Here is a 24,565-nt window from a genome sequence, read left to right as displayed (position 1 = left end):
AGAGTCGTTACTCGCTTAGGGTAATGATTGAGTGCCCTGTCATCTCTGATGGCACGGTTTGTCCCATCAAGGTTAACATGGTTGGCGCTAAATCACTTAATCTTCCGTTCGGTGAGATCTCACCCTTGCGTCCCACATAGATGAGGGGCACGAGTTCGCTGGTGTGGGCGGTATGCGCCTGGCCAGTTTGCTCGTCGGTCATCTGCTCGGCGTTACCATGGTCGGCGGTGATCAAACACTCACCGTCTACCTTGGCCAGCGCCTCAACCACTCGACCGATACAGGCATCGACCGCCTCACAGGCCTTGACGGCGGCGTCGAAGTTGCCGGTATGACCCACCATGTCACCGTTAGGGTAGTTACAGATGATCACGTCATATTGGGTCGACTCGATCGCTTCCACCAGTTTGTCGGTCAGCTCGGTCGAGCTCATCTCTGGCTGCAGGTCGTAGGTGGCGACCTTAGGCGACTGGATAAGGATCCTGTCTTCGCCCTCGAACGGCTCCTCTTTACCGCCGTTGAAGAAGAAGGTGACGTGAGCGTATTTCTCGGTTTCCGAGATACGCAGCTGCGTCTTGCCGCTGTTTTGCAGCACTTCGCCTAGGGTGTTGACCAGATCCACCGATGGATAGGCGACTGGCGCCTTAATGTCGGCGGCGTATTCGGTCAGCATGACGAAGTTGATCTTAGGGGTCACCGCTCGCTCGAAGCCGTCGAACCCTGGATCGACGAAGCTACGGGTGATCTGACGGGCACGGTCGGCGCGGAAGTTCATGAAGATCAGCGCGTCGTCATCGTTGAGGGTGGCAACTTTACCGTCGGCGTCTGTGATGGCCGAGCTGGCAACGAACTCGTCGTTTTCATCGCGGCCATAGGCGGCTTCGAGCGCCTCAACGGCGTCTTGATACTGGTGCTGTGCCTTGCCCTGGGTGATCAGCTCATAGGCTTGTGAGACGCGATCCCAACGGTTGTCTCTGTCCATGGCGTAGTAGCGACCAATGAGGGATGCGATGCGGCCTGTGCCTAGCTCGGCGAACAGCTCGTTGAATGCCTGCAGGCTGCCCTTGGCGCTTCTCGGCGGCGTGTCTCGGCCATCGAGGAAGGCGTGCAGATAGACCTGCTTGGCGCCGCGCGCAACTGCCATCTTACACATGGCCTGGATGTGGCTTTCATGGCTGTGTACGCCACCGGGTGACAATAGACCCATGATGTGTACGGCACCATCGGCAGCGATGGCCTTGTCGACCGCGTCGACAAAGGCTGGGTTAGTGTCGAACTCGCCGTCTGCAATCGACTTACCGATGCGGGTCAACTCCTGGTAGACCACGCGGCCAGAGCCGATGTTGATGTGGCCAACTTCCGAGTTACCCATTTGGCCGTCGGGCAGGCCGACATCCAGACCAGAGCCTGAGATCAGGCTGTTGGGGTATTCTTTGTTGAGGCGATCGAGTACTGGTGTGTTGGCGTGATATACCGCGTTCATGTGGGTATTTTCACGGTAACCCCAGCCATCGAGGATCAGCAGTGCCAATGGGCGTTTGCGTGTCGTCATGGTGGTACCTATTAACGTTAAAAAGAAAACTAGAATTCTGAAATTGGATAAATATTACTACGTACAGGGGCGATCAAAAAGTGATTTACACCGATAGCCCTCATCGAGCCCGTCACAATTTTAGGGATCTCTCAATCTCGGCGCTCTGCCAGAGGTGAACTACATGCTGCAATCTGCCGGGACAATCGGTTATACTCTCAGCCCGAACAGTCTCTCAAGCCACAGAAGTAGGCCGAAAACTATGCAAGAATATATCGAATTTTTTAAAGCCAACCCTATGTTGAGTCTCGCCTGGGTGGGCTTGTTTGCTGCGCTTATTGTGAGCGTTTTTAAGTCTAGTATCTCGAAAGTGAAAACTGTAGATCATCAGCAGGCGACCTTGTTAATTAACAAGCAAGACGCCAAGGTGGTCGATGTGCGCTCTAAGGAAGAGTTTAAGAAAGGCCATATCGTCGATGCGATTAACATGCCTTTAGCAGAAATTAAAAATAATAAGACATCTGCCCTTGAAAAGTTTAAAGCCAGTCCCATTATAATGGTATGCAATGCAGGGATGACCTCGTCGCAAGCGGCTCAGTTGATGGTTAAAGCTGGTTTCGAAACTGTCTATAACCTCAAGGGTGGGATGAGCGAATGGCAACAAAATAACTTACCCGTTGCCAAAACCAAAAGATAACCCACACAAAGTTTGCTTTTATTAAGCATCTTTGATTAGAGTGTCATCTCTTATAAAAAATGGCTTAAATCGCCCATCTGGTGGGATTTAAGGAAATACTAAAATCGGGATGGTGGCTGAGGTCTAGATTAGGACTCGAGTAACAAAGGCCCTGAAGATGATTCTCCATACGGAACGAATCGAACAAAATTGATTAGGTAGGAAATTATGGCTGAAGCAGTAAATAACGAACAACAGGGTCCACAGTTCAACATTCAACGTGTTTACACTAAAGATATCTCTTTCGAAACGCCAAACAGCCCAGCTGTTTTCCAGAAAGAGTGGAACCCAGAAGTTAAGCTAGACCTTGACACTCGCAGCGCTAAGCTGGCCGACGACGTATATGAAGTTGTTCTGTCACTGACTGTTACGGCTAAAAACGGTGAAGAAACCGCTTTCCTATGTGAAGTTCAACAAGCGGGTATCTTCGCTATCTCTGGTCTGACTGATCAGCAGCTGGCTCACTCACTGGGTGCATACTGCCCGAACGTACTTTTCCCATACGCTCGTGAAGCGGTTGGTAGCCTGGTTGCCCGTGGTACTTTCCCACAACTGAACCTAGCGCCAGTTAACTTCGACGCCCTGTTCGCTCAATACGTGCAACAGCGTCAGGCGCAGGCAGAAGCTGCCGGTGAAGCAGCAGAAGCGAACGCTTAATTACGCATGAACAACACTGCCGATATAACGGTACTGGGGGCGGGCTCTTATGGCACCGCCCTTGCTATTTCTTTAGCCAGTAACGGACACAAAACCCTGATTTGGGGCCACGAGCCTGATCATATCGAGAACCTGAAAAGGGATCGATCCAATGAGGCGTTTCTGCCCGGTATCCCGCTGCCGGATCTCTTAATCCCCGAAGCCGACCTTGCAACTGCATTAGCCGCCTCCAACAATGTGTTGGTCGTGGTGCCTAGCCATGTATTTGGTCTTGTGCTAAAGCAGGCGAAACCGCTGCTGCGCAAAGATGCCCGCATCGTCTGGGCGACCAAGGGGCTGGAGCCGGAAACCGGTCGTCTGTTACAGGAAGTGGCGCGCGAGATTTTAGGTGACGAGTATCCGCTGGCGGTATTGTCGGGTCCGACCTTCGCCAAAGAGCTGGCGGCAGGCTTGCCCACTGCCATCTCGGTTGCCGGTACCGATGAAGCCTTCACCAATGACTTGGTGGAGTTGCTGCATAGCCCTAAACGCCTGCGTGTCTACGCCAACGACGACTTTATCGGCCTGCAACTTGGTGGCGCGGTGAAGAACGTTATCGCGATCAGCGCCGGCATGTCTGACGGCATAGGCTTTGGTGCCAACGCCCGCACCGCACTGATCACCCGTGGCTTGGTGGAGCTGTCTCGCCTTGGCGAGGCCATCGGCGCTCAACCTTCTACCTTTATGGGCATGGCGGGTCTTGGCGACCTGGTGTTGACTTGTACCGATAACCAGTCCCGCAACCGTCGTTTCGGTTTGGCCCTGGGCCAGGGTAAGGATGTCGATACCGCTCAGGCCGAGATTGGCCAGGTGGTCGAAGGTTACCGTAACACCAAAGAGGTCTATACCCTGGCTAAGCGCCTGGGTGTCGAAATGCCGATCACCGAGCAGGTGTATAAGGTGCTCTACCAGGGCGGTACGCCACACGAGGCGGCTAAGGCCTTGTTGGCGAGAGAGAAAAAGTCGGAGACGACTGACAGCGAATAGTGGCCATCGGCGACTCATGCGAAAAATAACAAAGGGTGCTAAAATAGCGCCCTTTTTTGTATATGGACATACTTATCCCCGCTCACCATGGATGGTGAAAGAGGGGATTTGTACTTGTAAATTTGAGTATTTATCCCCGGTGTCCAGGAAGGACAAAAAGGGGATTTGTACACGGCCAAAATTGTTCCATATATTTTGGCTTTTCCCCTTTTTGTGGGGCTGCGTTTGGTTGCTATTAATTTGTTTGAGGCGGTATTTAAGTGAAACATCATGACGTGATCATTATCGGTGCGGGCGCGGCGGGCCTCATGTGCGCGGCGACGGCGGGCTATCGTGGCCGAGACGTTCTGGTGTTAGATAACGGCAAACAGGCGGGGCGCAAGATCTTAATCAGTGGCGGTGGCCGCTGTAACTTCACCAATCAAAAAGTAGAGCCGGCTAACTTTATCTGCGCCAATCCCCACTTCGTCAAGTCGGCTCTGGCGCGCTATTCGTCCCAAGATTTTATCGAGCTGGTCGAGCGCCACGGCATCGAGTATCACCAGCGAGATCATGGCCAGCTGTTCTGTAACGACTCGGCCAAAGAGATAGTCAGCATGCTGCTGACCGAATGCGAGTGGGCGGGTGCCCAGGTGCAGCTGAGAACCGATATTCTCACTATCAGCAAGCAGGATGACGGCCTTTTCAGGCTGGAGACCAGCAAGGGCGAATACAGCTGTGAATCCCTGGTGGTGGCAACCGGCGGGCTCTCCATGCCCAAGCTCGGGGCCTCGCCTTTCGGCTATCAGATCGCCGAGCAGTTTGGTCTCAAGGTGTTGCCGACTCACGCGGGCCTAGTGCCCTTTACCTGGCACAGTGAGCAGAAGCAGAAGTTTGAGCCCCTTTCGGGTATCGCTGTGCCAAGTACCATTACCGCTAAAGATGGCACCCAGTTTAGCGAGGCCCTCCTGTTTACCCACAGAGGCCTGTCTGGCCCAGCCATTCTGCAGATCTCCAACTACTGGCAGCCGGGTGAGAGTATTTCCATCAACTTGTTGCCCCAGCTCGACGCCGCCCAGGCATTGAGTGAGGCCCAGGAGCAGCATCCCAAGCAGAGCCTGCGCAATACCCTGTCGCAGTGGCTGCCGAAACGTCTGGTCGAGGTGTTATTCGACGAGGCGTTGCTCAACATGTCGCTCAATCAGCTGGTGCATGCTCAGCGCGATCAGATAGTGGACAATCTCCACAACTGGCAGCTGCTGATGAATGGCACCGAAGGCTATCGCACCGCCGAGGTGACCTTAGGTGGTGTGGACACCAACGAACTTTCTTCCAAGGATATGCAGAGTAAGAAGGTACCCGGACTCTATTTTGCCGGTGAGGTGATGGATGTCAGCGGCTGGCTCGGCGGCTTCAACTTCCAATGGGCCTGGGCATCGGGTGTCGCCGTCGGTCAGGCTGTGTAGTCGGCGCGCGTCCTCACATTCTCCTCCTCTGACGCGAATAATGGCTGGGCTTTTGCGCTCGCTGGCGGTAACTTACCTGTTTAACAGGTTTTTTCGCGAGATCATGAATAAACTTAACTAGAGGTCATGGTCGTTTTGGCTGAGGAGAGCGGGTATTGTCTACATCCAGAGGGGGCTTTAGTCTGTATGCCGGCGTTAAGATGTCGGTGGCGTCTAGCGTCTTCCTGTTATTGCCCATCTATTTCGATGTGATTTCCCGTCAGTTCGCCGAGCCAGTGCTGGCGCTCACCTATGTGGTGACCATAGAACTGGTTGGCTTCTCGCTGGCCTCTATCTGCTGCTTCTTCTGGCAGCGAATGAACTTCATTTCGGAGCGTGGTGTCTTTCTGGCCCTGGCACTCGCACACCTTGGCAGTGCGCTCTGCAGCGCGGTGGAGTGGTTTGTGGTCTTGCGTTTCGCCGCCGGTTTCTTTGCCGGCATCTTGATCGTGCGCTGCTTCGATACCCTGTCCCACGACAAGCTGCCCGATGCCGCCTTCGGCCGAGCGATCGCCATGCAGATGCTCTACAGTGGTCTGCTGTTCCTCCTCTACCCTCAGCTAAGGCTACAGGGGGGATTCGATGGCCTGCTGGTGCTGGTGGCGGGCTTCTGTCTGCTGATGGTGCTGTTGCCAGTGGATACCCGGGCGCAGCAGATGCCGATTATCAAAGGAGTGAAGACGGGTAAGGTGTTTCTCTATACCGCGCTGTTTGCCATCCTGATGATCATGTTGGCCAACGTGGGGGCATGGTCCATGCTGAGTGTGGTGGCGACCCGTATCGGTATCAGCGAGATCGATCAGGGGGTGATACTGGCGACCGGTACCCTGTTTAGCCTGCTCGGCGCCGTGAGCGCCTCGCTGTTGGCCAAATATGGCAATCGTCAGCGGGTGATCACCTTCGGGGTGCTGGGGCAAAGCATCGCTATCGTGCTCTTGTTCTCGACCCGGGATCCCTTGGTCTATTTCGTGGCGGTGAGCTGTTTCATGTTTATGTGGAACTTCCTGCTGCCCTTCTTCATGGGGGTGATCTCTGAGGCGGACCCCGAGGGGCATGCCATTCGTCTGGCGGTGGCGGCCCAGTCTATCGGCGCCGCGCTGGCCCCGGCTGTGCTGCTCAAGGAGTGGGTGCTGTTCGAGCTGGTGATCTTCCTACTGATCACCCTGCTGCTGATCATGCCCGCCATCTACAACAACAGTCGGCTCAAGCAGCAATAGTTGGCAAGATTTCCAACGCTTAAAGAAACAGCCACCTCATTAGGTGGCTGTTTCGTTTCGACTTAGAAGTAGTAGTTGGCCTGTAACCAGGTGACTGTGTCTTCCTTCATGCGGCCCTGTGGGGTGTCGAAGGGAGCCGTGTACTCTACCTTGGCGCCGATGGAGATGTTGTCGGTTACCATCAGGCCGCCACCTACTTCGACCTGATTGATGAAGGATTCGTTCTTCACATGGTAGGTGCTCTTAGGGTTGGCATAGACCCAGTGACCCGCGTCGAAACCATACATGGCGTAGACGCCCGCCTGTACCAGGCTGCTACGGTCATACTTGTCATTTTCCAGCGGACGCTTGGTCTGGGTGCCACCCACACTCAGCATTGGGAAGATAGAGACGTTGTCGTTAAGCTGGAACTTGTAGATCATGCCGCCCAAGATGGTCTGGGTGTTGGCATCGCCAATCACATCCACAGAGTAGCCCAGGCCGTCGGTGACGTGGAAGTAACGGCCACGGCCGCTGAAGTCGCCGGTATTCTTGTCGCGGTTCAGATCTAACTGATAGATGTTGCTGCCAACGCCCATCATGCCGGAGATCTGGTCAACATCTTTGCTGGTGGACACGCCCACAGTGGTGAAGCTGGCGGTTGGGTCACCATAGTTGACCTTCTCTTCGGCTGGCGCCTCGGCGGCCATAGCGTTTAGTGACAGCAGGGCACTGGTGGCGACTGCTATGATTGAGGTTTTTGCGATTAATTTGCTCATAGTCTTGATCTCTAGTCTTGGTTGTAAAATGTACTGGCGTTAGTATCTCCGATGAGCTTTAATCACTAGAGTTAGTAAGTATCTTGTAATCGAATAGGTCGCAAATGTTAAATCTAGAACAACTCAACGCATTTATTGCCGCCGTAGAGAAAGGATCCTTTTCGGCCGCCGCCCGACACATAGGCAAGAGCCAGAGCTCAGTCAGCATAGGGGTGAATAACCTCGAGCTGGATCTTGGGGTCGAGCTGTTTGACCGCAGCACCAAGTATCCTCAGCTCACCGAGCAGGGCGAACGACTCTATCATCAGGCCAAGGCGCTTATGCGCCAGGCGACTCGTATGGAGAGTTATGCCAAGGGGGTGATCGAGGCGGTCGAAGATCAGCTGGTTATCGGCGCCGACCCTCTGGTGCCCATGTCAGTGTTCGACTCGGCGCTGGAGAAGATGGCGGAGAAGTTTCCCTTTACCCGGGTCAAACTGGTGAAGCTCACAGGCAACCAGCTCAATCGGGCGATCGAAGCCGATGAGGTCGATGTCGGCTTTAACATCATGTCCGAGGCGGTGCCTGAGAATCTGGATTTTATCGGAATTGCACGTATCGAGTGGGTGTGTATCTGTAGCCCAGACTATAAGTTTGCGGATCTGGAGGCGGTAGACAGCGAGATGTTGATCAACGAGCGGCAGATCGTCTGCTCCAGCATGTTGCAAAACGAGTATCTGGCCAAGCTTGGGCGCGTGTCTCAGGAAACCTGGGAGGCGTCAGATCTGGATGACATGATACGCCTGGTGGAACAGGGTATCGGCTGGGGGATCATTCCCTTGAGCATGTATGAAGAGAAGGCGGCCATAGGCACGCTCTCAACCTTTAAGCCTGTCATCGAGAAGGAGACCGGCCTGATCACAGTGGATCTGCTGTGGAAGTCGACCGCGCAGCTGGGCCCGGCGAAGAGCTTCTTCATCGATCTACTCAAGCGCTAATCATCCACGCGAATGGCAGAGGCATGGCAGCTGAGACAGGGTATTAGTGTCTCAGCAGCTCGATCACCACTTGCTGAATGGCCAGGTCCTGGCCGAATAACGATTCGTAAACCACAAATAAGCTGATGATGGCGCCGGCGGTGATCACTGTCATGAACTGATCCATCTTGCCCAGGCTGGTATTTTTGCTAAACATGATAACCTCGATATAACGTGTTGCTGTTGGTGAGGCCATTATCTATTAACAATGTTGCCGCGGTTAATTAATAACCATCTATATTTCGAATAGATTGGCGCTTTCATCTCCGCCAAACACCCGTCTGATATCCATTCGATAACCTAATAATACCTAGTTAAAAGTATTAAAAACTCCTCTGTATAGTGGTCGCAATTTAATCGTTTGTGGCACATGAGTGTCGATGCTTGAGAAGAGGTCATTATGGGTACGTCAGCCAAAATTATCGCGATTTCCCTTCCAATTCTACTCGCTGCCTGTTCGCAGCAAGCCGAAGTCGACGGGGAGTTCACCGAACAACCTAAGGTCACAGTTCAGGTTATGCAACCTCAGCTGATCCAACTCACCGAACAGTTCATGGGTAAGACCCAGGCGGTCGATCAGGTGGAGATCTTGCCAAAGATCTCCGGTTACCTGATCAGCCAGGTCTATACCGATGGCGCCCACGTTAAGAAGGGGGATCTGCTGTTCGAGATCGACCCTAAGCCGTTTCAGGCCGAGGTCGCCCGCCTGGAGGCTAACCTGGCGCAGAAGACTGCGCAGATGATGCTACAGGCGAAGAAACATGAGAAGGCCCAGGCGCTGCTGACGCAAGATGCTCTGAGCAGCCTGGAGGTCGAGCAGATCGAGGCCGAGCTACTCGGCATGAAGGCCGAGGTGCAGAGCGCCAAGGCTGAGCTCAACTATGCTCAGCTGGATCTGGAAAACACCCATATTTACGCGCCTTTTAACGGCATCATGAGCGACAGCCGCGTGAGTGTCGGCGCCCTGGTTGGCCCAGATGCCGAGCCGCTCACCACTCTGGTGAGCAGCGACGCCATGCATGTAGACATCAAGCTGGACGAGAAGCAGTATCTCAACGATCTGCAGAAGCGTGTGCAGGCAGGCGAGGAGATAGCGTCTCCCGAGATGGCGCTGACCCTGGCCAATGGCACCCTGTACAACCATAAGGGTGAGGTCGACTTCATCGACAACCATGTGGACAGCCGCAGCGGTTCTATCCGTTTTCGCGTGACCTTCCCTAATCCAGAAGGCCTGCTGGTGCCTGGCCAATTCGTCTCCGTGTCCTCGCGCGAGCAGGTGGCTCAGCAACAGCTGGTGGTGCCTCAGGCCGTGGTGCAGGAAGATCAGGGTGGTCGCTACGTGTTGACCGTCAACCAGGACAATGTGGTCGAGGCCCGTTACGTCAAACTGGGTCTGCGTCAGGCCAATACCTGGATAGTGCAGGATGGCCTGCAAGCCGGTGAGCGCGTGATACTCAGCGGTCTACAGTCGGTGCGTGCCGGCGTCGAAGTCGACGTGCAGCAGCCTGTCGCCCTAGCTAAGAAGGGGTAACAACTCATGGCCGATTTCTTCATTAATCGCCCCAAGTTCGCCATCGTACTCTCGATTGTGCTGACCTTGGCCGGCTTACTCAGTCTGGCAAGAATGCCAGTATCGCAATTTCCCAGCATAGTGCCGCCCTCTATCGAGGTGTTTGCCGTGTTCCCAGGTGCCGACCATAACACCATACGCAACACGGTCGCCTCGGTGATCGAACAGGAGATCAACGGCGTCGAGGACATGATCTATATCGAGTCCAAGTCGAACAACGATAACACCTACCTGGCCTATGTAACCTTTGCCATTGGCACAGATCCCGACAAGGCCCAGGTGCTGGTGCAGAACCGGGTCAACAAGGCGATGGCCAAGTTACCCGAAGAGGTTAAGCGTCAGGGGGTGACAGTCGAGAAGGTGGCTAACTCCATCTTGATGACGGTCAACACCTATTCGCCCAACGGCAGCCATGACAACCTCTACCTGTCTAACTATGCCTCGCTCAACATCAAAGATGCCCTGCTGAGGGTGAAAGGTGTGGGCAAGGTGCAGGTGATCGGTGAGCAGAACTACTCGATGCGCGTCTGGCTCAACCCAGAGAAGATGGCCGCCAAGGCGATCACCGCCAACGATGTGGCCGCAGCCATCAGCGCACAAAACACCACGGTTGCCGCCGGTAAGCTGGGCGAACGTCCTTCATCCGGTAATCAGGTGTTCCAATACACGATTCAGACCAAGGGCCGCCTGGTGGATGTCGAGGAGTTTGAAAACATCATACTGCGCGCCGACAACCAGGCCGGTTTCATCACACTGAAAGACGTGGCTCGTGTCGAGCTGGCGGCGGAGCAATACTCTGCCATGGCTACCTACGGCAAGAATGAGAGCCCCATCCTAGCCATCTATCAGGCGCCGGGTGCCAACGCCCTCGAGGTTGCCGAAGGGGTGCGCGCCGAGATGGAGCGTCTCAGTCAGCGTTTCCCCGCCGATATGGAGCATGTGATCAGCTACGACTCCACCACCTTTATCGAGGTGTCTATGGATGAGGTGTTCGAGACCCTCTATATCGCCATCGGCCTGGTAGTTGTCGTGACCTTCCTCTTCCTGCAGAGCTGGCGCGCGACCCTAATCCCTTCGATCGCCATTCCCGTCTCGCTCATCGGCACCTTCGTGGTGATGGCGGCCATGGGGATAGATATCAACACCATCTCCATGTTCGGTCTGATCTTGGCTATCGGTGTGGTGGTGGATGCGGCCATCGTGGTGATTGAAAACGTCGAACGCCTGATGAGCGAGGAGCATCTCGACAGCAAGGCGGCGACCTCCAAGGCGATGAAAGAGGTGACAGCCCCTCTTATCGCCTCGGCATTGGTGCTGCTGGCGGTATTCGGTCCAGTCTCCTTCGCCCCTGGCCTGGTGGGCCAGATGTATCAACAGTTTGGTGTGACCATCTCGGTATCGACAGTGATCTCGACCGTGGTCGCCCTCACCCTGACACCAGCCCTGTGCGCCGCACTGATGCGCCACGAGGCGCCTAAGACACGTGGCCCATTGGCCTGGTTCAACCAATTCATCAACAGACTGACCAATGGTTATGTCTCGTCGGTAGGCTTCTTCGGTAAGCGTCTGATGCTTTCGGGGGCGCTGCTGGCCCTGCTGATGGGCGCCATTGTGCTGCTGGGCGACAACATGCCTAAGGGCTTCATCCCGGCGGAAGATCAGGGCTCATTCATGGTGGACATGAACCTACCGGAAGCCTCGGCGCTGGACAGAACCGACAAGATGGTCGATGAGATGATCAGCGAGGTAAGTGCCCTCGAAGGGGTCAAGCATGTGGTGGCCGCCAAGGGTTATAGCCTGCTCAAGGGCGCCTCATCGTCTAACTCTGGCATGATGATCGTGGTGCTGGACGACTGGAGCGAGCGTCAGACGGCAGAAACCTCAGAGTTTGCGCTGGTGGCCCAGGTACAGGCGATTATCGATCAGAACAAAGATGTCACCGGCATGGCGTTTTCTATGCCAGCCATTCCCGGCCTGGGTAATGCCGGCGGTCTGACCCTGCAGGTTGAAGATCTCAGTGGTCGCAGCGTCGAGCAGATGGCGCCGGCGCTGGATGGTTATCTGGCGGCGCTCAACGATGCCGACGAGATCGCCATGGCCTTCACCACCTATAGTGCCAACGTGCCACAGCTCTATCTGGATGTGGACAGAGCCAAGGCGATGGCGCTGGGGGTCGATCTTAACGAGGTCAACAGCACGCTGTCTGCCATGATGGGCAATATGTATGTCAATGATTTCACTAAGTTCGGTAAGAACTATCAGGTGAACCTACAGGCGGAGCAATCTTATCGCTCGCAAGAGAAAGACCTGGAGCAGATCTATGTACGCGCCCTGTCTGGCGAGATGGTGAAGCTGTCGAGCTTTGCGTCCTACAAGCCGCTGGTGGGTTCGGACAACACCGCCCGCTACAACCTGTACAACACGGCGCAGGTGATTGCGATTCCGGCCGACGGTTACAGCTCGGGTGAGGCCATCGCCGCCATGGAGCAGATTGCCGACACCAGCCTGCCACAGGGCTACGCCTACGAGTGGACCGGCATGACCTATCAGGAGCTACAGGCGGGCGATTCGGCGCCTATCCTGTTCGCCCTGGCGCTGCTGTTCACCTACCTCTTCCTGGTGGCGCAGTACGAGAGCTGGATGATCCCACTGGCGATTATCCTCTGTGTACCGACGGCGCTGTTTGGTGCCCTGGGCTTCACCGCCCTGGCGGGTGGCAGTATCAACCTCTACACCCAGGTGGGCCTGGTATTGCTTATCGGTATGGCGAGTCGTAACGCGATTCTGATTGTCGAGTTTGCCAAGGTGCTGCGTGAAGAGAAGGGGCTCTCTATCATGGAGGCGGCAAAGCAGGCGATTGCCCTGCGTCTGCGAGCGGTATTGATGACGGCCTTCTCCTTCATCCTGGGGGTAGTGCCTCTGGTTATCGCCTCGGGGGCGGGCTCAGCCAGCCGTAACGCCCTGGGTATTGCCAGCTTCGGCGGCATGTTGATTGCAACAGTGATCGGCTGTCTCCTGGTGCCTATCTGTTTTATCGCACTGCAACGCCTGCGTGAGCTCAGACGCTCACCCAAGGCGACTGAAGTGACGGTTTAAGGTTTATGTTCTCCGCCGGCGTATCAATGTTTTGGCTGACGGCGTTGCCGGTTGGAGAACACTTTATTCTGCTGCCAAGTTGGCGCAGGGGGTTATCATGCAACATAAGACGAGATTCGATCGCATCAGGTATCTAGTAGGGTTCGAGCTGGGGGCCATGGTGTTAGCCGTGCCCCTGGGCGCCTGGCTGACCTCGGTCGATTCTCGTGCCTTGTTGGCCCTGGCCATTGGCATGTCGCTGATTGCCGCGGCCTGGAACTATGGCTATAACCTGCTGTTCGACAGAGCCATGCTCTACTTCAAGTCGACCATGGTGAAATCCATGGCAGACAGAGTCTGGCACAGCCTGTTGTTTGAGTTGGGGCTGCTGTTTATCTCTGTGCCTATCATGGCGGCCTATCTGTCCATCTCACTATGGCAGGCCTTCTGGCTGGATATCGGCTTCGTGGTCTTCTATCTGGTCTTCAACTACTGCTACACCTACCTCTACGAGAAATTTTTCTACGCGTCGCGGGGCTAAGGCCTCGCGCTTGGCGCATTCCCACCAACCTATTACCAAATCGAATGATAGCTAACTAAAGCTATTCGCTTTTTGCTCTTATCATGACCTCGACATTAACAGCATGATTCGGAGCATAAGATGAAATTCAAACCCTTGTTACTCGCTTTATCCCTGAGTGCGGCTTCTGGTTTCGCCATGGCCGATTACTGTGACGACACCCTGGGCGATGTGGTGGCCGGTGCCATCGAAGGTGGCCTCATCGGTACCGCCGCGGGTGCCATCGCCGACGGTGGTGAAGGTGCCAAGCGCGGTGCGGCCATCGGTGGTGCCATAGGTGCGATCGACGGCCTGGTGGAAGGCGAGGTGAAACGCGAGCGCTGCAAGCGTGACCTCGAAGACATTGAAGACGCCATCATAGAGCAAGAGATCGAAGACGCTTACATCGAAGATGCGATCATAGATGACGCCATCATCAACGGTTATTAACAGAATGCGCTTCCCGCATAGACCTTAGCGACGAAAGGGTTTCTCGCTAAGGTCATCCCAACTTCCGAGGCAGAAGATTATGGCAACCCCCAGCTACCCCCGCCTTTTAGTACTCAGCCTGAGCCTTCTAGCCGGTGCCAGTCAGGCAGGCTTCACCGATCAGTTTAAGGATCCCACCGATGGCCGTGTCGATGCCAGTCAGTGGATCCTCAATAACGCCCACGGCTTCATGCCTGTGCCGATTCTGATCACCGAGCCTGCGGTAGGGGTGGGCGGCGGCGCCGCCCTGCTGTTCTTCCATGAGTCCGAGTCGCAAAGGCAGAAGCGGCTCGAAGACCCCTTGGCCGTGGCCGAGATCCCGCCGAGCGTTACGGGCGTGGTGGCCGCCGGCACCAATAACGGTACCAAGCTGGGTGGCTTGTTTCATTCGGGTAACTGGCTGGAAGACAGGGTGCGATATCTGGGCGGCATCTTCGCCGCCGATCTCAAGCTCAAGGCCTACACGGGTATCGACGCCCCGGCCATGGGTTTCTCGCTGCAAGGCTGGCACCTGTTTCAGGATATCGATGTACGCCTGGGAGAGAGCAACTTCTTCCTCGGCGGCGAATACAGCTATACCCGCTCCGAGGCCGAGTTCGATCTGGGCGGCGAGCATCCGCTCAACCAGGAGAGCGCCATGGTCGATAGCGATGGCGCCCTGGGGGTCAAGCTCACCTACGACAGCACGGACAACCATTTCTCGCCCCGCAGCGGTATCAAGGCGCGGCTGAAGAGCATCCAGCACGACAAACGACTCGGCGGCGACTTCGACTATCGCACCGACAGCGCCTTCCTGCATGCCTATCACAGGCTGAATGCCAAGTGGGGCGTCAACATGAGTCTGGATGCCAAGTCGCTCTCGGGCGATGCCCCCTTCTACGCCTTGCCTTACCTGGACATGCGCGGCATGCCGGCGATGCGTTATCAGGGGGATGATACCGCCCTGGGAGAGGTCGAGGTGAGTTATGACCTAGACGATCGCTGGACCCTGCTGGGCTTTGCCGGCGCCGGTAAGGCGTTGATGGCAGACGAGCGTTTTGCCGATAGCCCCTGGCTCAAGACCCAGGGGGTGGGCTTTCGTTACCTGATGGCGCGCCAGCTTGGGCTGCGCACGGGGATGGATATCGCCAAGGGGCCAGAGGAATGGACCCTGTATTTACAGGTCGGTGGGGCCTGGTAAGTCATTTTTGATTAGCACAAGAGGTAATTCCTATGGCCAATTTAAATAAAGTGTGTGAACCCGTCGGCGGCGTAGAGCAGTTCCTATTGCCCGAGTTGCCGTTACTCAAGCAGCGTCGCTCAAAGCTGGTGGGCGTGCTGGGCAGCCTGATGGTCGCGCTTATGCTGTCGATTATTGCCAGCCAACCCGTGCGCGCCGAGTGGGAATGTGCCGCCGGCGACTATGACTGCATCGAGCTCAATCACGATGTTATCGAGCGTGCGCTGGACGAGCGCCTGGCTAAGTTCGAGGCGCAGAAGAAGGCCGAGCAGGCGGAGCAGAAGCAGCGTCAACTTCAGGCCGACAGACTCTGTCTTGCCGATGACGATCCCTACCATTCTCGCGTCGACGAGTGTGAAAGATAACCCCTGGCGGCAGGGTGAGCGTCTCGCATTTTGAGGTGCTTAACCCTGCTGCATTCATTTCCTCTGCCTCCCTGTGTTTCTGCGTGCTTGTCGCGCCGCTATCTCCGTTCATCATGTTTTTACTTTGGCTTAGACTAAATTAGCCTCAGATTAAGTTAGTCTCAGATTAACTTGGGCTCTGCTAACCTTCTTCGCCGACCATCTTTGCTAATCACTCCCCTTAGCCGTTTTACCTTGGCTTATGTCTGCCTTGGTTTATATCTGCCGAAAGCTTTTTAGGAGCCAGGGCTGCCTGTCGTTAGGGCTTTGCTCATTTCTCTCATTTCTCTCATTAAGCTCATTAATTTAACGCCCCAATCGCTTCATTTTCTGCCATAAAAGTTCGGCTTAGTGTTAGATGACGAGCAGTTTGCCTGCCATTAAGTCGCTGTTTAATAGAAATATGGGGGGAGATGGCGGGGATTTTTGAGGCGCAGAAGGATAAGTTTTAGCTGAAATGGCGTGAGTTTCCTGAACCTAAGCTGACAGATCCCTCCTTAAGAAAGTGTTGTTCGTCCGTTTTTGAACTCTGCTTAAAATTGCATCGTAGATTTTCAGTTTGGCATAACACCTTGAAATTATTTGGTTAGTTTCCGTTGGTGCTTGTGTGGCGTCATGTAAGACTGTCTTTCATGTATTTGAATATCGAATAGTTTCTAATTCAATATTTGCGAAAGTCGCAAGGAAAATGGCCCCCATCTGACGAGCTAAGGTTTGATGCTCGTGAGAGACATTCATCAAAATATAGATATGGGGAATATACATGAAAAAGTCAGCTATTGTTGTTGCTACATTACTTGCGTTATCTGCCGGTGCGGCTAACGCCGACGTGCTAAATGGCTTTACCGGTAAGGTAGAGGCTGAGCACACCACTCAAGACAAGTCGACTAACCTGGAAGCCAGAATTGGCTATGATTTCAACTTCGGCGCCGTGTCTGTGATCCCGTTTGCGTCAGTTGAGACCCAATTTGAAGACAAGCGTTTCAACGACGGTTCATTCGGCGGTGGTCTGCGTGTACAGACTAATTTCGATAACTTCTATGCCTATGCAGAAGGCCGTGCGATGCGTAAAGACCGCATCAAGGTCTATGGTGCAACGCCTATGGATATCACAGGTAATGGTGCCGAAGTAATAGTTGACTCGACTGTTAAAGAGTACCGCGCCGAGGTGGGTACAGGTTACCAGTTCGATAGCGGCTTATTCGCCGGTGTCGAGGCGTCATACACACGTGATCGTTTCGAAGGTGTTAACTCAAATACCCGTAACGTGTTCGCCGTTGCCGGCTATGAGTTCATCGACAACCTGGCTGCCTATGTCAAGGTGGGCCGTGAAGATTCAGGCGAGCTGGCCGTGCCTTATGCCAATGACACGACTAAGTGGGAAACCAAGTCGGTTATCGGCTTAACCTACCGCTTCTAAGCATTCATGATTTTAAAAAAAGGGGCCTGTTGGCCCTTTTTCTTTTCTCCTGTTTCATCTGTTGTCCCTCGCATTCGTCTAATAGCCATCGCTTGCCATCTGCCGTGACATCTGTGATGTTAGTGATGGGATTTACGGATGAAAAAATCCTTTCTGCTACACTTAAAAATATCTCTATCCATTTGAAACATTGCGGCTAATTGCTCATGGCTGATTAGGGGATTGCATGGAAGAACAATCTGTAGTGCTGGTGGTTGATGATGTGAAGACCAATGTGCTGATCATGAGGCAGTGTCTGAAGGAGATGTTTCAGGTTTGGACCGCCGATAGCGGCGAGGAGTGCCTCAGGGTCGCCAAGCAGAAACCCGACATCATCTTGCTGGATGTGCTGATGCCCGGCATGGACGGCTATCAGGTGTGTCGTCAGCTGAAGGCCGACCCCGAGACTGCCGAGATCCCCATCATCTTCGTGACCGCCAAAGACTCGGACGATGACGAGCAAAAGGGGCTGGAGATAGGTGCGGTGGACTATATCACCAAGCCGATCCGCCCGGCGATTGTGCGCGCCCGGGTCAGTACTCATATCCAACTCAAGCAACATAGCGACAAGCTTAAATTCATGGCGCTGCACGACCAGCTCACCGGCCTCTACAACCGTCACTTTCTCGCCGAACGCGCCGCCCAGAGTCTCTCCGCCATGGTGAGGCACCAGCAGGAGCTCTCCATCGTGATGCTGGATCTGGATCACTTCAAGAAGATCAATGACTTCAATGGCCACCATATCGGCGATCTCGTGCTGCAGGCGGTGGCCAAGCTGTTGCAGGACTGCTTTCGCAAGGAAGATGTGGTGGCGCGTATGGGGGGCGAGGAGTTTGTCATCCTGATGGAGTGTGGTCTGGATATCGCCAGAGAGAAGACAGAGGATGTGCGTCAGCAACTGGCACGCCTCAACCCCATGGGCCTGGAGGTGACCGGCAGCTTCGGCGTGGTGACTGCCAATCCCCAGAACGCCGAGCTCTCTCACCTCTTGGTGTTGGCCGACGAGGCCGTGTACAAGGCTAAGGCCGATGGGCGTAACTGTGTGGTCTGTTATCAGGATGGCGCCTATCTGACGGTAGAACATGATTAAGGAAGAATAACAAATGATTAAGGGAATCATTTCTGGGCTATTGCTGTCGCTACTCGCCCTATTTCTGCTCGGATGCGGGCCGAAGAAGGTCGAAGAACCTATTACCATTGCCATGAACCCCTGGCCCGGCTACGAACTCCTCTATCTGGCCAAGCAGAAGGGGTTCTTTCAGCAGGTGGGCGCCAATATCGAGCTGGTGCAGGTGTCGACCCTCTCCGATGCCCAGCGCGCCTACTTAACCGGCTATGTGGATGGCTTTGCCAGTACCATGATAGAGGCGATTCAGGTGGCGCCTCTGGGAGGCAAGCCGATTAAGATCGTCTTGCTGGCGGATTACTCAGACGGTGGCGACGTGATTATCGCGCCCGACGCGTTCGAGAATATGCAGGCGCTTAGGGGCGAGACCATAGGCTGCGAGGTCAGCTCCTTAGGGATCTTCGTGCTGGAGCGGGCCCTCAGACAGCACAAGATGAACATAGACGACGTGAAGGTGATCAATGTGGAGCAGGGGGCGGCGGCGAGCGCCCTGGCCATAGGCAAGATTGCCGCCATGGTGACCTATCCGCCCTATTCGGTGGAGATACAATCCAGCGGCGCCTATCGTCAGCTGTTCTCCACCAAGGAGATCCCCGAGGAGGTGTTAGATACCCTGTCTATCTCCTCCAGCGTCCTGGCCGAGCATCCACAACTGGTGGAGCAGATCCGCCAGGCCTGGCAGCTTGCAATGGACTATATGCAGCAGGATCCCGAGGAGGCGATGGCCATCATGGCCAAGCGTGAAGGGCTTCAGGTAGCCGACTTCAAGGGCGCGCTGGCGGATCTCAAGCTGCTGAGTGGCGAGGATCAACGCAAGCTGTTTGCCCAGAACGACAAGCTGATTCAGCTGGGCTACAGCGTCTGTGAGACCCTGGTCAAGATAGAGGCGATCGAGTCCGATTGCCGTCATGTCGACAACCTTTTCTATCGGGCGCCTTAGCCTATGTGGCGTCACTATCGGGACAAGATTGCCCAGGGCATAGTCTATAAGCTGAATCTGGCCACCTTAGTGTGCGCCCTGATCATCTCAGGCTTTATCGCCCTCTATTACTATGAAGAGATGACCGAGCGCACTCAGTATCAGGTCGATTATGAGATCGCCCAGGTCTCTGTGTCGCTGCGACTCGCCCTGGAGGCCAGCACAGACTTCAGCAACATGCGCAGGGTGGTCAACGGCCTGGCTGCTCAGGGGAGCATCAAGCGTCTGGTGCTGTTCGACCCCCGCGAGCAACAGATAGTGGCCGATAACCTGGGGCAGTATCTCGGCAATCCGCTGTCGACCAGCCTGGCCCCCGAACTGGCGGAGATGGTCAGGCTGGTCAGCGATAAACAGAGCTCCAAGGAAGTCTGGCGCCAGGGCAGCATAGTGCATCAGGTGCAGCAGGTGTATCTGATCTCTCCCGAGTTGCAGCGCCTTAGGGCCTATGTGCTCTATGTCAGATACGATGCCAAGGAGATCGAGGCCTATAGTCTCGAGGAGCTGATCCACTATGTGAGCTTCCTGCTGCTGGGTTTTGCCATACTGCTCACGGTTAACCTCTATGTGCAGCACAGGGTGCTGCTGGACCCCATTCGTCGTATCCGGCGTCAGATAGAGGCCTTCGGCGGCCAGAAGACCATACGCCTGGATAGCGACGATGAGTTCGGTGTGCTGGTCAACAGCTACAACGAGGCGGTCAGCGCCCGTAATCAGAAGCAGCTCGAGCTGCAAAAGTCCCGGCGCTATATCGACAACATCACCAATGTGATCCCCATTCAGCTGGCCTATGTGGATGCCCAGAGTCGCTATCGTTTCATCAACCAACACTATCTGCAGTGGCTCGGCAAGACCGAAGAGGAGGTGCTGGATCAGACGGTGGAGGCGGTTCAGCCCGCGGATGTCTACCAGCTGATAAAGCCCTATCAGCAAGGTGTGCTGGCGGGCAACAAGCAGGTGTTTGAGGCGGAGACCATAGATGCGGATCAGGCCCCCAGATTCTTCCATATCACCTATGTGCCGGACGTGGATGACGATGGTCAGGTGGAGGGCTATTTCATCTGTGTCGAAGACCTGACCCGGATGAAGCTCAACGAGCGCAAGATAGAAACCTACGCCCAGGAGATGGAGTTCAGTAACTGGGCGCTGTCGGAGGCGCGGGAGAAGGCCGAGGTTGCCGCTAAGACCAAGGAGGATTTTCTCGCCTGTATGAGCCATGAGATCCGTACCCCGATGAACGGTGTCATAGGCATTCTGGGGCTGCTGGGGGAGACCCAGCTGTCACCGATGCAGAAGCGCTATGTAGACGTGGCCTCGGCCAGCGCCGATTCCCTGCTGTCGCTGCTCAACGATATTCTGGATTTCTCCAAGATAGAGTCGGGCAAGTTTGAGATAGAGGCGATTGAGTTTGACCTGGTGGAGCTGTTGGATCTCTTCGTCCAGTCCGTGTCCCTCAAGCTGGAGGAGCGTCACCTGCCGCTGTTTGTGGATATCACCCAGTTGCAGTATCGCTACGTGGTCGGCGACCCCAGCCGCCTGCGTCAGATCCTGGTGAATCTGGTGGGCAATGCCATCAAGTTCACCGAGGAGGGCTGGATCGCCCTGCGACTCTCGAACCGCCTGAGCGAGTCGGGCGAGGTGCTGCTCTCCTGCGAGGTGGAAGATACCGGCATAGGCATAGCAAAAGAGAAGCTGGCCATGTTGTTTAACCCCTTCATTCAGGTCGACAGCTCTACCACTCGCATGTTCGGCGGCACCGGGCTGGGGCTCTCCATCGCCAAACGCCTGTGCGAGCTGATGCAGGGGGAGATCAAGGTTAGGAGTCAGCAGGAGGTGGGCAGCATCTTCAGCTTTACCCTGACTCAGCAGCTGGCCGACAGCGACAAGATGATAGATTGGCGCGCTGGTCTGTCGCCCGAGCGGGTGACCCTCATGGGGCTGTTGGGCGCCTTCGAGCGCATGCTGGGCGAGCTGCTCACTAGCTGGGGCGCCAGGGTGAACTACCTGGAAGAGGAAGATGTCATCCCCGAGACAGATGTGATCATCTACAGCTTCGCCCCTCGGCGGGAGGCCTTTGTCGAGGAGTTAAATGCCTGGCGCGAGTTGGTGGAGCAGCAGGCAGATCGCCCAAATACCAGAGTCCTGCCGCTGCTCTCCTATTGGCAGCAGACAGAGTTCGAGAAACAGGATGCCAGGGTGCCGCACCTGGGCAGACCCCTGAATATCCGCCAGCTGATCCGCGCCCTGTCTGATCGGGCCGATGAGGAGATGATCGAGCCTGTCATAGAGCCGATAGTGGAACCCAGCATGCCGGACAAGCCCAAGGTGTTGCTGGTGGAAGATAACAAGGTCAACCAGATGGTGGCCCTCGGCATGCTTCACCAGCTGGGAGTTCAGGCCGATGTCGCCAGCAATGGCCGTGAGGCGCTGGCGCTGCTGTCGGCGCTGCAGGGGAATCCCTATCAGCTGATCCTGATGGATTGCCTGATGCCCGAGATGGATGGATTTCAGGCGACGGCGGCGATTCGCGAGGGGCAGGGGGGCAGCCAGTTCTGTGCCCTGCCCATCATCGCCCTGACGGCTAATGCCATGAAGGGTGACAGGGAGCACTGCATGCGCGCGGGGATGGACGACTACCTGACTAAGCCGCTGGTGCTTAGCGTCCTGAAGGAGTGTCTCTATCGCTGGTTCTCCCTGAGTCAGCAAAATTATGAGGCGGCCCTGGGCCATGACCCGGATGTTGAAGCATTGCCCACGCCGGTCGAAGCCGAGAGTCAGCTGTTTGATCGCGACAGCGCCCTGGCGCTCATGTCTGGGGATGAGGCGCTACTGGATGAGGTGTTGCAGGTGTTTGTCGAGGAGATGCAGGATCACAGACAGGCCTTTATCGAGGGGATAGCGGCCGCCGATTGCACTGCTATTCGCTCCAGTGTCCATGCCATCAAGGGCGCCGCCAGTAATCTCAGCATGACGGCGCTGGTGGAGCTTGCCCGCCAGCTGGAGGCCGATGCCCGCCGCGGCGATCTGCAGGCGGTGCTCGCCGGTCGTGAGGCCTTTCTCGAGCTGCTCGAGGATACCCTGGCCTGTTGTCACTGATCCGCGCCGCGGTTTTCCCGTTTGGCTCACCTTAGGTCGCTAATATTCGACCTCTGTCCCACTTTTATCTCTTTGGGGCCACTTTAGCGATCGGCAAAATATGTTATTTTAGGGCGCAACCCTGGCGGGGCGCTTGGCGCCGCGCTCGACCCAAACATCTAAAGGATAAAGTGGAATGGCAAAAGCAAAGATAGGCATAGTCACAGTCAGTGATCGCGCCAGCGCCGGCGTGTACGAAGATATTTCCGGTAAGGCGATCATCGAGGTCTTGGGCGAATACCTCACCTCGGAGTGGGAACCTGTCTACGAAGTCATTCCCGATGAGCAGCCAATTATCGAGCAGACCTTGATTAAGATGGTCGATCAGCAAGATTGTTGCCTCATCGTCACCACGGGCGGTACAGGGCCGGCCAAGCGTGACGTGACCCCTGAGGCGACCGAGGCGGTGTGCGATCGCATGATGCCGGGCTTCGGTGAGTTGATGCGCGCCGAGTCGCTCAAGTTTGTGCCTACCGCTATTCTGTCTCGTCAAACCGCCGGCCTGCGTGGCGACAGCCTGATCGTCAACCTGCCGGGTAAGCCTAAGTCGATCCGCGAGTGCTTGGATGCCGTGTTCCCGGCGATCCCTTACTGCATCGACTTGATGGAAGGGCCTTATCTCGAGTGCGACGAGGCGGTGATCAAGCCCTTCAGACCTAAGGCGAAATAAGCTGTTTCGCCCCGTCGACTCAAGGAAAGGCCCGGCTTATGCCGGGCTTTTTTATGTCCATGGCCTTAATTTCAGACGCCCTTGCGGATGATCTGGTGGGCGCTGTAGGCGCTGAACAGCAGCAGGCTGGGGATGGCGATGAAATGGGCGAAGAGATTGGGCTGGGTGGTAAAGTGCAGCCACAGCAGCAAGGTCCAGCTCACGCCCAGGTAACTTAGGCTCAGCATCAGGTGTAGTGTCCGTGTGTTCATCTGCTTACTCCTTCACTTTGTCGTTAAATCTGCAATGGGGTCAGTATAAAAACTCGACAAACGGCTAAAAAGTGTCATTATTGACAAAATAAGGGTGATAAGTGACAGGTTGCGTGTTGATGAGGGGGCTGAGATGAAGACAATCATGATACTGGCGGCGGGCAATGTGGTGGCCGGCGGCATAGTGGGGCTGATCGATGTGTTCAGCTTTACCAATGCCCTCTATCGCAGGCTGCACCCTGAGGCGACCCAAGATCTGTTTCACTGCCACATCGTCTCTGGCGACGGCAAGGCGATCACCACTAACCAGGGCTTTCAGCTCGCGGCCATGGGGCTAAGCGATGCGGCGCAGCTAGAGGCGGCCGATGCCGTGGTGCTGGCCTCCGCCTTCGTGACTAACAAGGCGGAGTTTAAGGAATACTCCCAGGACTTTGCGCCCCTGCTTGGGCCGTTAAAAGCTTATGCCGAGACGGGCAAGCCCATCGCCGCCTACTGCTCGGGTACCCTGATGCTGGCGGCCTCTGGGCTGCTGGACAACAGGCGGGCCACCACTGTCTGGTGGCTGTCGCAGATGTTTGAGCGTAACTTCGCCCGGGTCAATCTCTGTATGGACTCTTTGGTGGTGTCAGATGGTCAGTTTCACACCGCCGGGGCGACCACCTCTAACCTGAGTCTGGCCCTGCATCTGGTGGGCTTGCTGGTGGGTGAGGCGCTGGCGCAGCAGATGGCCAAGATTCTGCTCATAGATCCTAACCGTATCTCCCAGCAGCCCTTTATGACCATGGCGATCACCCCTGAGCAGCATCAAGATGAGGTGGTGAGCAAGATTCAGCAGTGGATGCAGTCCAATCTAGATCAAAACTGGTTGCTCGATGAGATAGCGCAGAAGTTTGCCCTGGGTAAGCGCACCCTGATCCGCCGCTTTAAGAAGGCCCTCAACGAGACGCCCGCCAGCTACATGCAGCGTCTGCGGGTCGATGAGGCCAAGCGGCTGCTGGAGACTACAGAGTTGGCGCTGGAGCAGATAGTCGAGCGGGTCGGCTATGAAGATGTCAGCTCCTTTCGCAAGCTGTTCATTCAGTTGACCAGCCTGTCGCCAAGAGCCTACCGGCAAAAATTTAACACCCACAGCTGCTGTTGAGATTAGTCGCTTTCGGGCGTTTGTATATGGCTGTTTATTAAGACTGTTAGCGGAAGCAAGAGGCGG

At 55.5% G+C, this 24,565-nt stretch carries 22 protein-coding genes; 18 read left to right on the top strand and 4 right to left on the bottom strand.

What is annotated here, in order from left to right; translation table 11 throughout:
* Positions 1 to 7: 7 nt before the first annotated feature.
* A complete protein-coding gene (gene gpmM, locus K0J45_RS19495) occupies positions 8 to 1,552 on the bottom strand; it encodes a 2,3-bisphosphoglycerate-independent phosphoglycerate mutase (RefSeq protein ID WP_220043767.1) in 1,545 nt (514 codons plus the stop codon).
* 241 nt (positions 1,553 to 1,793) lie between these two features.
* On the opposite strand from gpmM, the gene K0J45_RS19490 reads away from it, so the two are divergent.
* From K0J45_RS19490 to K0J45_RS19470, 5 genes are all read left to right on the top strand, one after another.
* Positions 1,794 to 2,228: a rhodanese-like domain-containing protein gene (locus tag K0J45_RS19490; RefSeq protein ID WP_041406823.1), complete on the top strand. Its 435-nt coding sequence runs from the start codon at positions 1,794 to 1,796 to the stop codon at positions 2,226 to 2,228.
* Between the two features lie 207 nt (positions 2,229 to 2,435).
* Positions 2,436 to 2,924: a protein-export chaperone SecB gene (gene secB / locus K0J45_RS19485; protein WP_011867598.1), complete on the top strand. Its 489-nt coding sequence runs from the start codon at positions 2,436 to 2,438 to the stop codon at positions 2,922 to 2,924.
* 6 nt (positions 2,925 to 2,930) lie between these two features.
* Complete coding sequence (gpsA, locus tag K0J45_RS19480) at positions 2,931 to 3,950, top strand: NAD(P)H-dependent glycerol-3-phosphate dehydrogenase (protein WP_220043766.1); 1,020 nt, start codon at positions 2,931 to 2,933, stop codon at positions 3,948 to 3,950.
* Positions 3,951 to 4,210: 260 nt separating this feature from the next.
* Positions 4,211 to 5,395 (top strand): BaiN/RdsA family NAD(P)/FAD-dependent oxidoreductase, encoded by a 1,185-nt coding sequence (locus K0J45_RS19475; RefSeq protein ID WP_220043765.1) that lies wholly within the window; start codon positions 4,211 to 4,213, stop codon positions 5,393 to 5,395.
* A gap of 155 nt (positions 5,396 to 5,550) precedes the next feature.
* Positions 5,551 to 6,651, top strand: a complete 1,101-nt coding sequence (locus tag K0J45_RS19470) for an MFS transporter (protein ID WP_220043764.1) — start codon at positions 5,551 to 5,553, stop codon at positions 6,649 to 6,651.
* Positions 6,652 to 6,713: 62 nt separating this feature from the next.
* On the opposite strand, the gene K0J45_RS19465 is transcribed toward K0J45_RS19470, so the two are convergent.
* Positions 6,714 to 7,409 (bottom strand): hypothetical protein, encoded by a 696-nt coding sequence (locus K0J45_RS19465; protein ID WP_220043763.1) that lies wholly within the window; start codon positions 7,407 to 7,409, stop codon positions 6,714 to 6,716.
* Between the two features lie 104 nt (positions 7,410 to 7,513).
* Between K0J45_RS19465 and K0J45_RS19460 the strand changes: the two genes are divergently transcribed.
* Positions 7,514 to 8,386, top strand: coding sequence for a LysR family transcriptional regulator (locus K0J45_RS19460; protein WP_220043762.1), 873 nt, complete (start codon positions 7,514 to 7,516; stop codon positions 8,384 to 8,386).
* Positions 8,387 to 8,429: 43 nt separating this feature from the next.
* Here the strand turns inward: K0J45_RS19460 and K0J45_RS19455 are convergent, their stop codons facing one another.
* Entirely contained in the window at positions 8,430 to 8,582 is a 153-nt protein-coding gene (locus tag K0J45_RS19455; RefSeq protein ID WP_190272401.1) for a hypothetical protein, read from the bottom strand.
* Between the two features lie 243 nt (positions 8,583 to 8,825).
* Between K0J45_RS19455 and K0J45_RS19450 the strand changes: the two genes are divergently transcribed.
* The 11 genes from K0J45_RS19450 to mog all read left to right on the top strand — a co-directional run bounded on the left by K0J45_RS19450 (position 8,826) and on the right by mog (position 23,107).
* Positions 8,826 to 9,956: an efflux RND transporter periplasmic adaptor subunit gene (locus K0J45_RS19450; RefSeq protein ID WP_011867591.1), complete on the top strand. Its 1,131-nt coding sequence runs from the start codon at positions 8,826 to 8,828 to the stop codon at positions 9,954 to 9,956.
* A 6-nt stretch (positions 9,957 to 9,962) separates the two neighbouring features.
* A complete protein-coding gene (locus K0J45_RS19445; protein ID WP_220043760.1) occupies positions 9,963 to 13,091 on the top strand; it encodes an efflux RND transporter permease subunit in 3,129 nt (1,042 codons plus the stop codon).
* 97 nt (positions 13,092 to 13,188) lie between these two features.
* Positions 13,189 to 13,611, top strand: coding sequence for a PACE efflux transporter (locus K0J45_RS19440; RefSeq protein WP_011867589.1), 423 nt, complete (start codon positions 13,189 to 13,191; stop codon positions 13,609 to 13,611).
* 120 nt (positions 13,612 to 13,731) lie between these two features.
* Positions 13,732 to 14,079, top strand: coding sequence for a hypothetical protein (locus tag K0J45_RS19435; RefSeq protein ID WP_220043759.1), 348 nt, complete (start codon positions 13,732 to 13,734; stop codon positions 14,077 to 14,079).
* 79 nt (positions 14,080 to 14,158) lie between these two features.
* Positions 14,159 to 15,298 carry a BamA/TamA family outer membrane protein gene (locus K0J45_RS19430; RefSeq protein WP_220043758.1) on the top strand — a complete coding sequence of 380 codons (1,140 nt, stop codon included), beginning with the start codon at positions 14,159 to 14,161 and terminating at the stop codon, positions 15,296 to 15,298.
* Between the two features lie 32 nt (positions 15,299 to 15,330).
* Entirely contained in the window at positions 15,331 to 15,702 is a 372-nt protein-coding gene (locus tag K0J45_RS19425; protein WP_220043757.1) for a hypothetical protein, read from the top strand.
* 802 nt (positions 15,703 to 16,504) lie between these two features.
* Positions 16,505 to 17,161 carry a porin family protein gene (locus K0J45_RS19420; RefSeq protein WP_220043756.1) on the top strand — a complete coding sequence of 219 codons (657 nt, stop codon included), beginning with the start codon at positions 16,505 to 16,507 and terminating at the stop codon, positions 17,159 to 17,161.
* A 226-nt stretch (positions 17,162 to 17,387) separates the two neighbouring features.
* Positions 17,388 to 18,290 (top strand): diguanylate cyclase, encoded by a 903-nt coding sequence (locus K0J45_RS19415; RefSeq protein WP_011867584.1) that lies wholly within the window; start codon positions 17,388 to 17,390, stop codon positions 18,288 to 18,290.
* Positions 18,291 to 18,303: 13 nt separating this feature from the next.
* Positions 18,304 to 19,266: an ABC transporter substrate-binding protein gene (locus tag K0J45_RS19410; protein ID WP_220043755.1), complete on the top strand. Its 963-nt coding sequence runs from the start codon at positions 18,304 to 18,306 to the stop codon at positions 19,264 to 19,266.
* A gap of 3 nt (positions 19,267 to 19,269) precedes the next feature.
* On the top strand, positions 19,270 to 22,398 hold the full coding sequence (locus K0J45_RS19405) for a hybrid sensor histidine kinase/response regulator (RefSeq protein ID WP_220043754.1): 3,129 nt from the start codon (positions 19,270 to 19,272) through the stop codon (positions 22,396 to 22,398).
* Positions 22,399 to 22,573: 175 nt separating this feature from the next.
* On the top strand, positions 22,574 to 23,107 hold the full coding sequence (mog, locus tag K0J45_RS19400) for a molybdopterin adenylyltransferase (RefSeq protein ID WP_220043753.1): 534 nt from the start codon (positions 22,574 to 22,576) through the stop codon (positions 23,105 to 23,107).
* A 71-nt stretch (positions 23,108 to 23,178) separates the two neighbouring features.
* On the opposite strand, the gene K0J45_RS19395 is transcribed toward mog, so the two are convergent.
* On the bottom strand, positions 23,179 to 23,358 hold the full coding sequence (locus tag K0J45_RS19395; protein ID WP_011867580.1) for a hypothetical protein: 180 nt from the start codon (positions 23,356 to 23,358) through the stop codon (positions 23,179 to 23,181).
* A 133-nt stretch (positions 23,359 to 23,491) separates the two neighbouring features.
* Here K0J45_RS19395 and K0J45_RS19390 point away from each other — a divergent pair, with 133 nt between their 5' ends.
* On the top strand, positions 23,492 to 24,499 hold the full coding sequence (locus K0J45_RS19390; protein WP_220043752.1) for a GlxA family transcriptional regulator: 1,008 nt from the start codon (positions 23,492 to 23,494) through the stop codon (positions 24,497 to 24,499).
* Positions 24,500 to 24,565 lie beyond the last annotated feature (66 nt).

It is taken from the genome of Shewanella alkalitolerans, assembly GCF_019457575.1.
Lineage (GTDB): Bacteria > Pseudomonadota > Gammaproteobacteria > Enterobacterales > Shewanellaceae > Shewanella > Shewanella loihica.
Note: the sequence above shows the minus strand (reverse complement) of the source record. Positions and strands in the feature narration are given on the sequence as shown.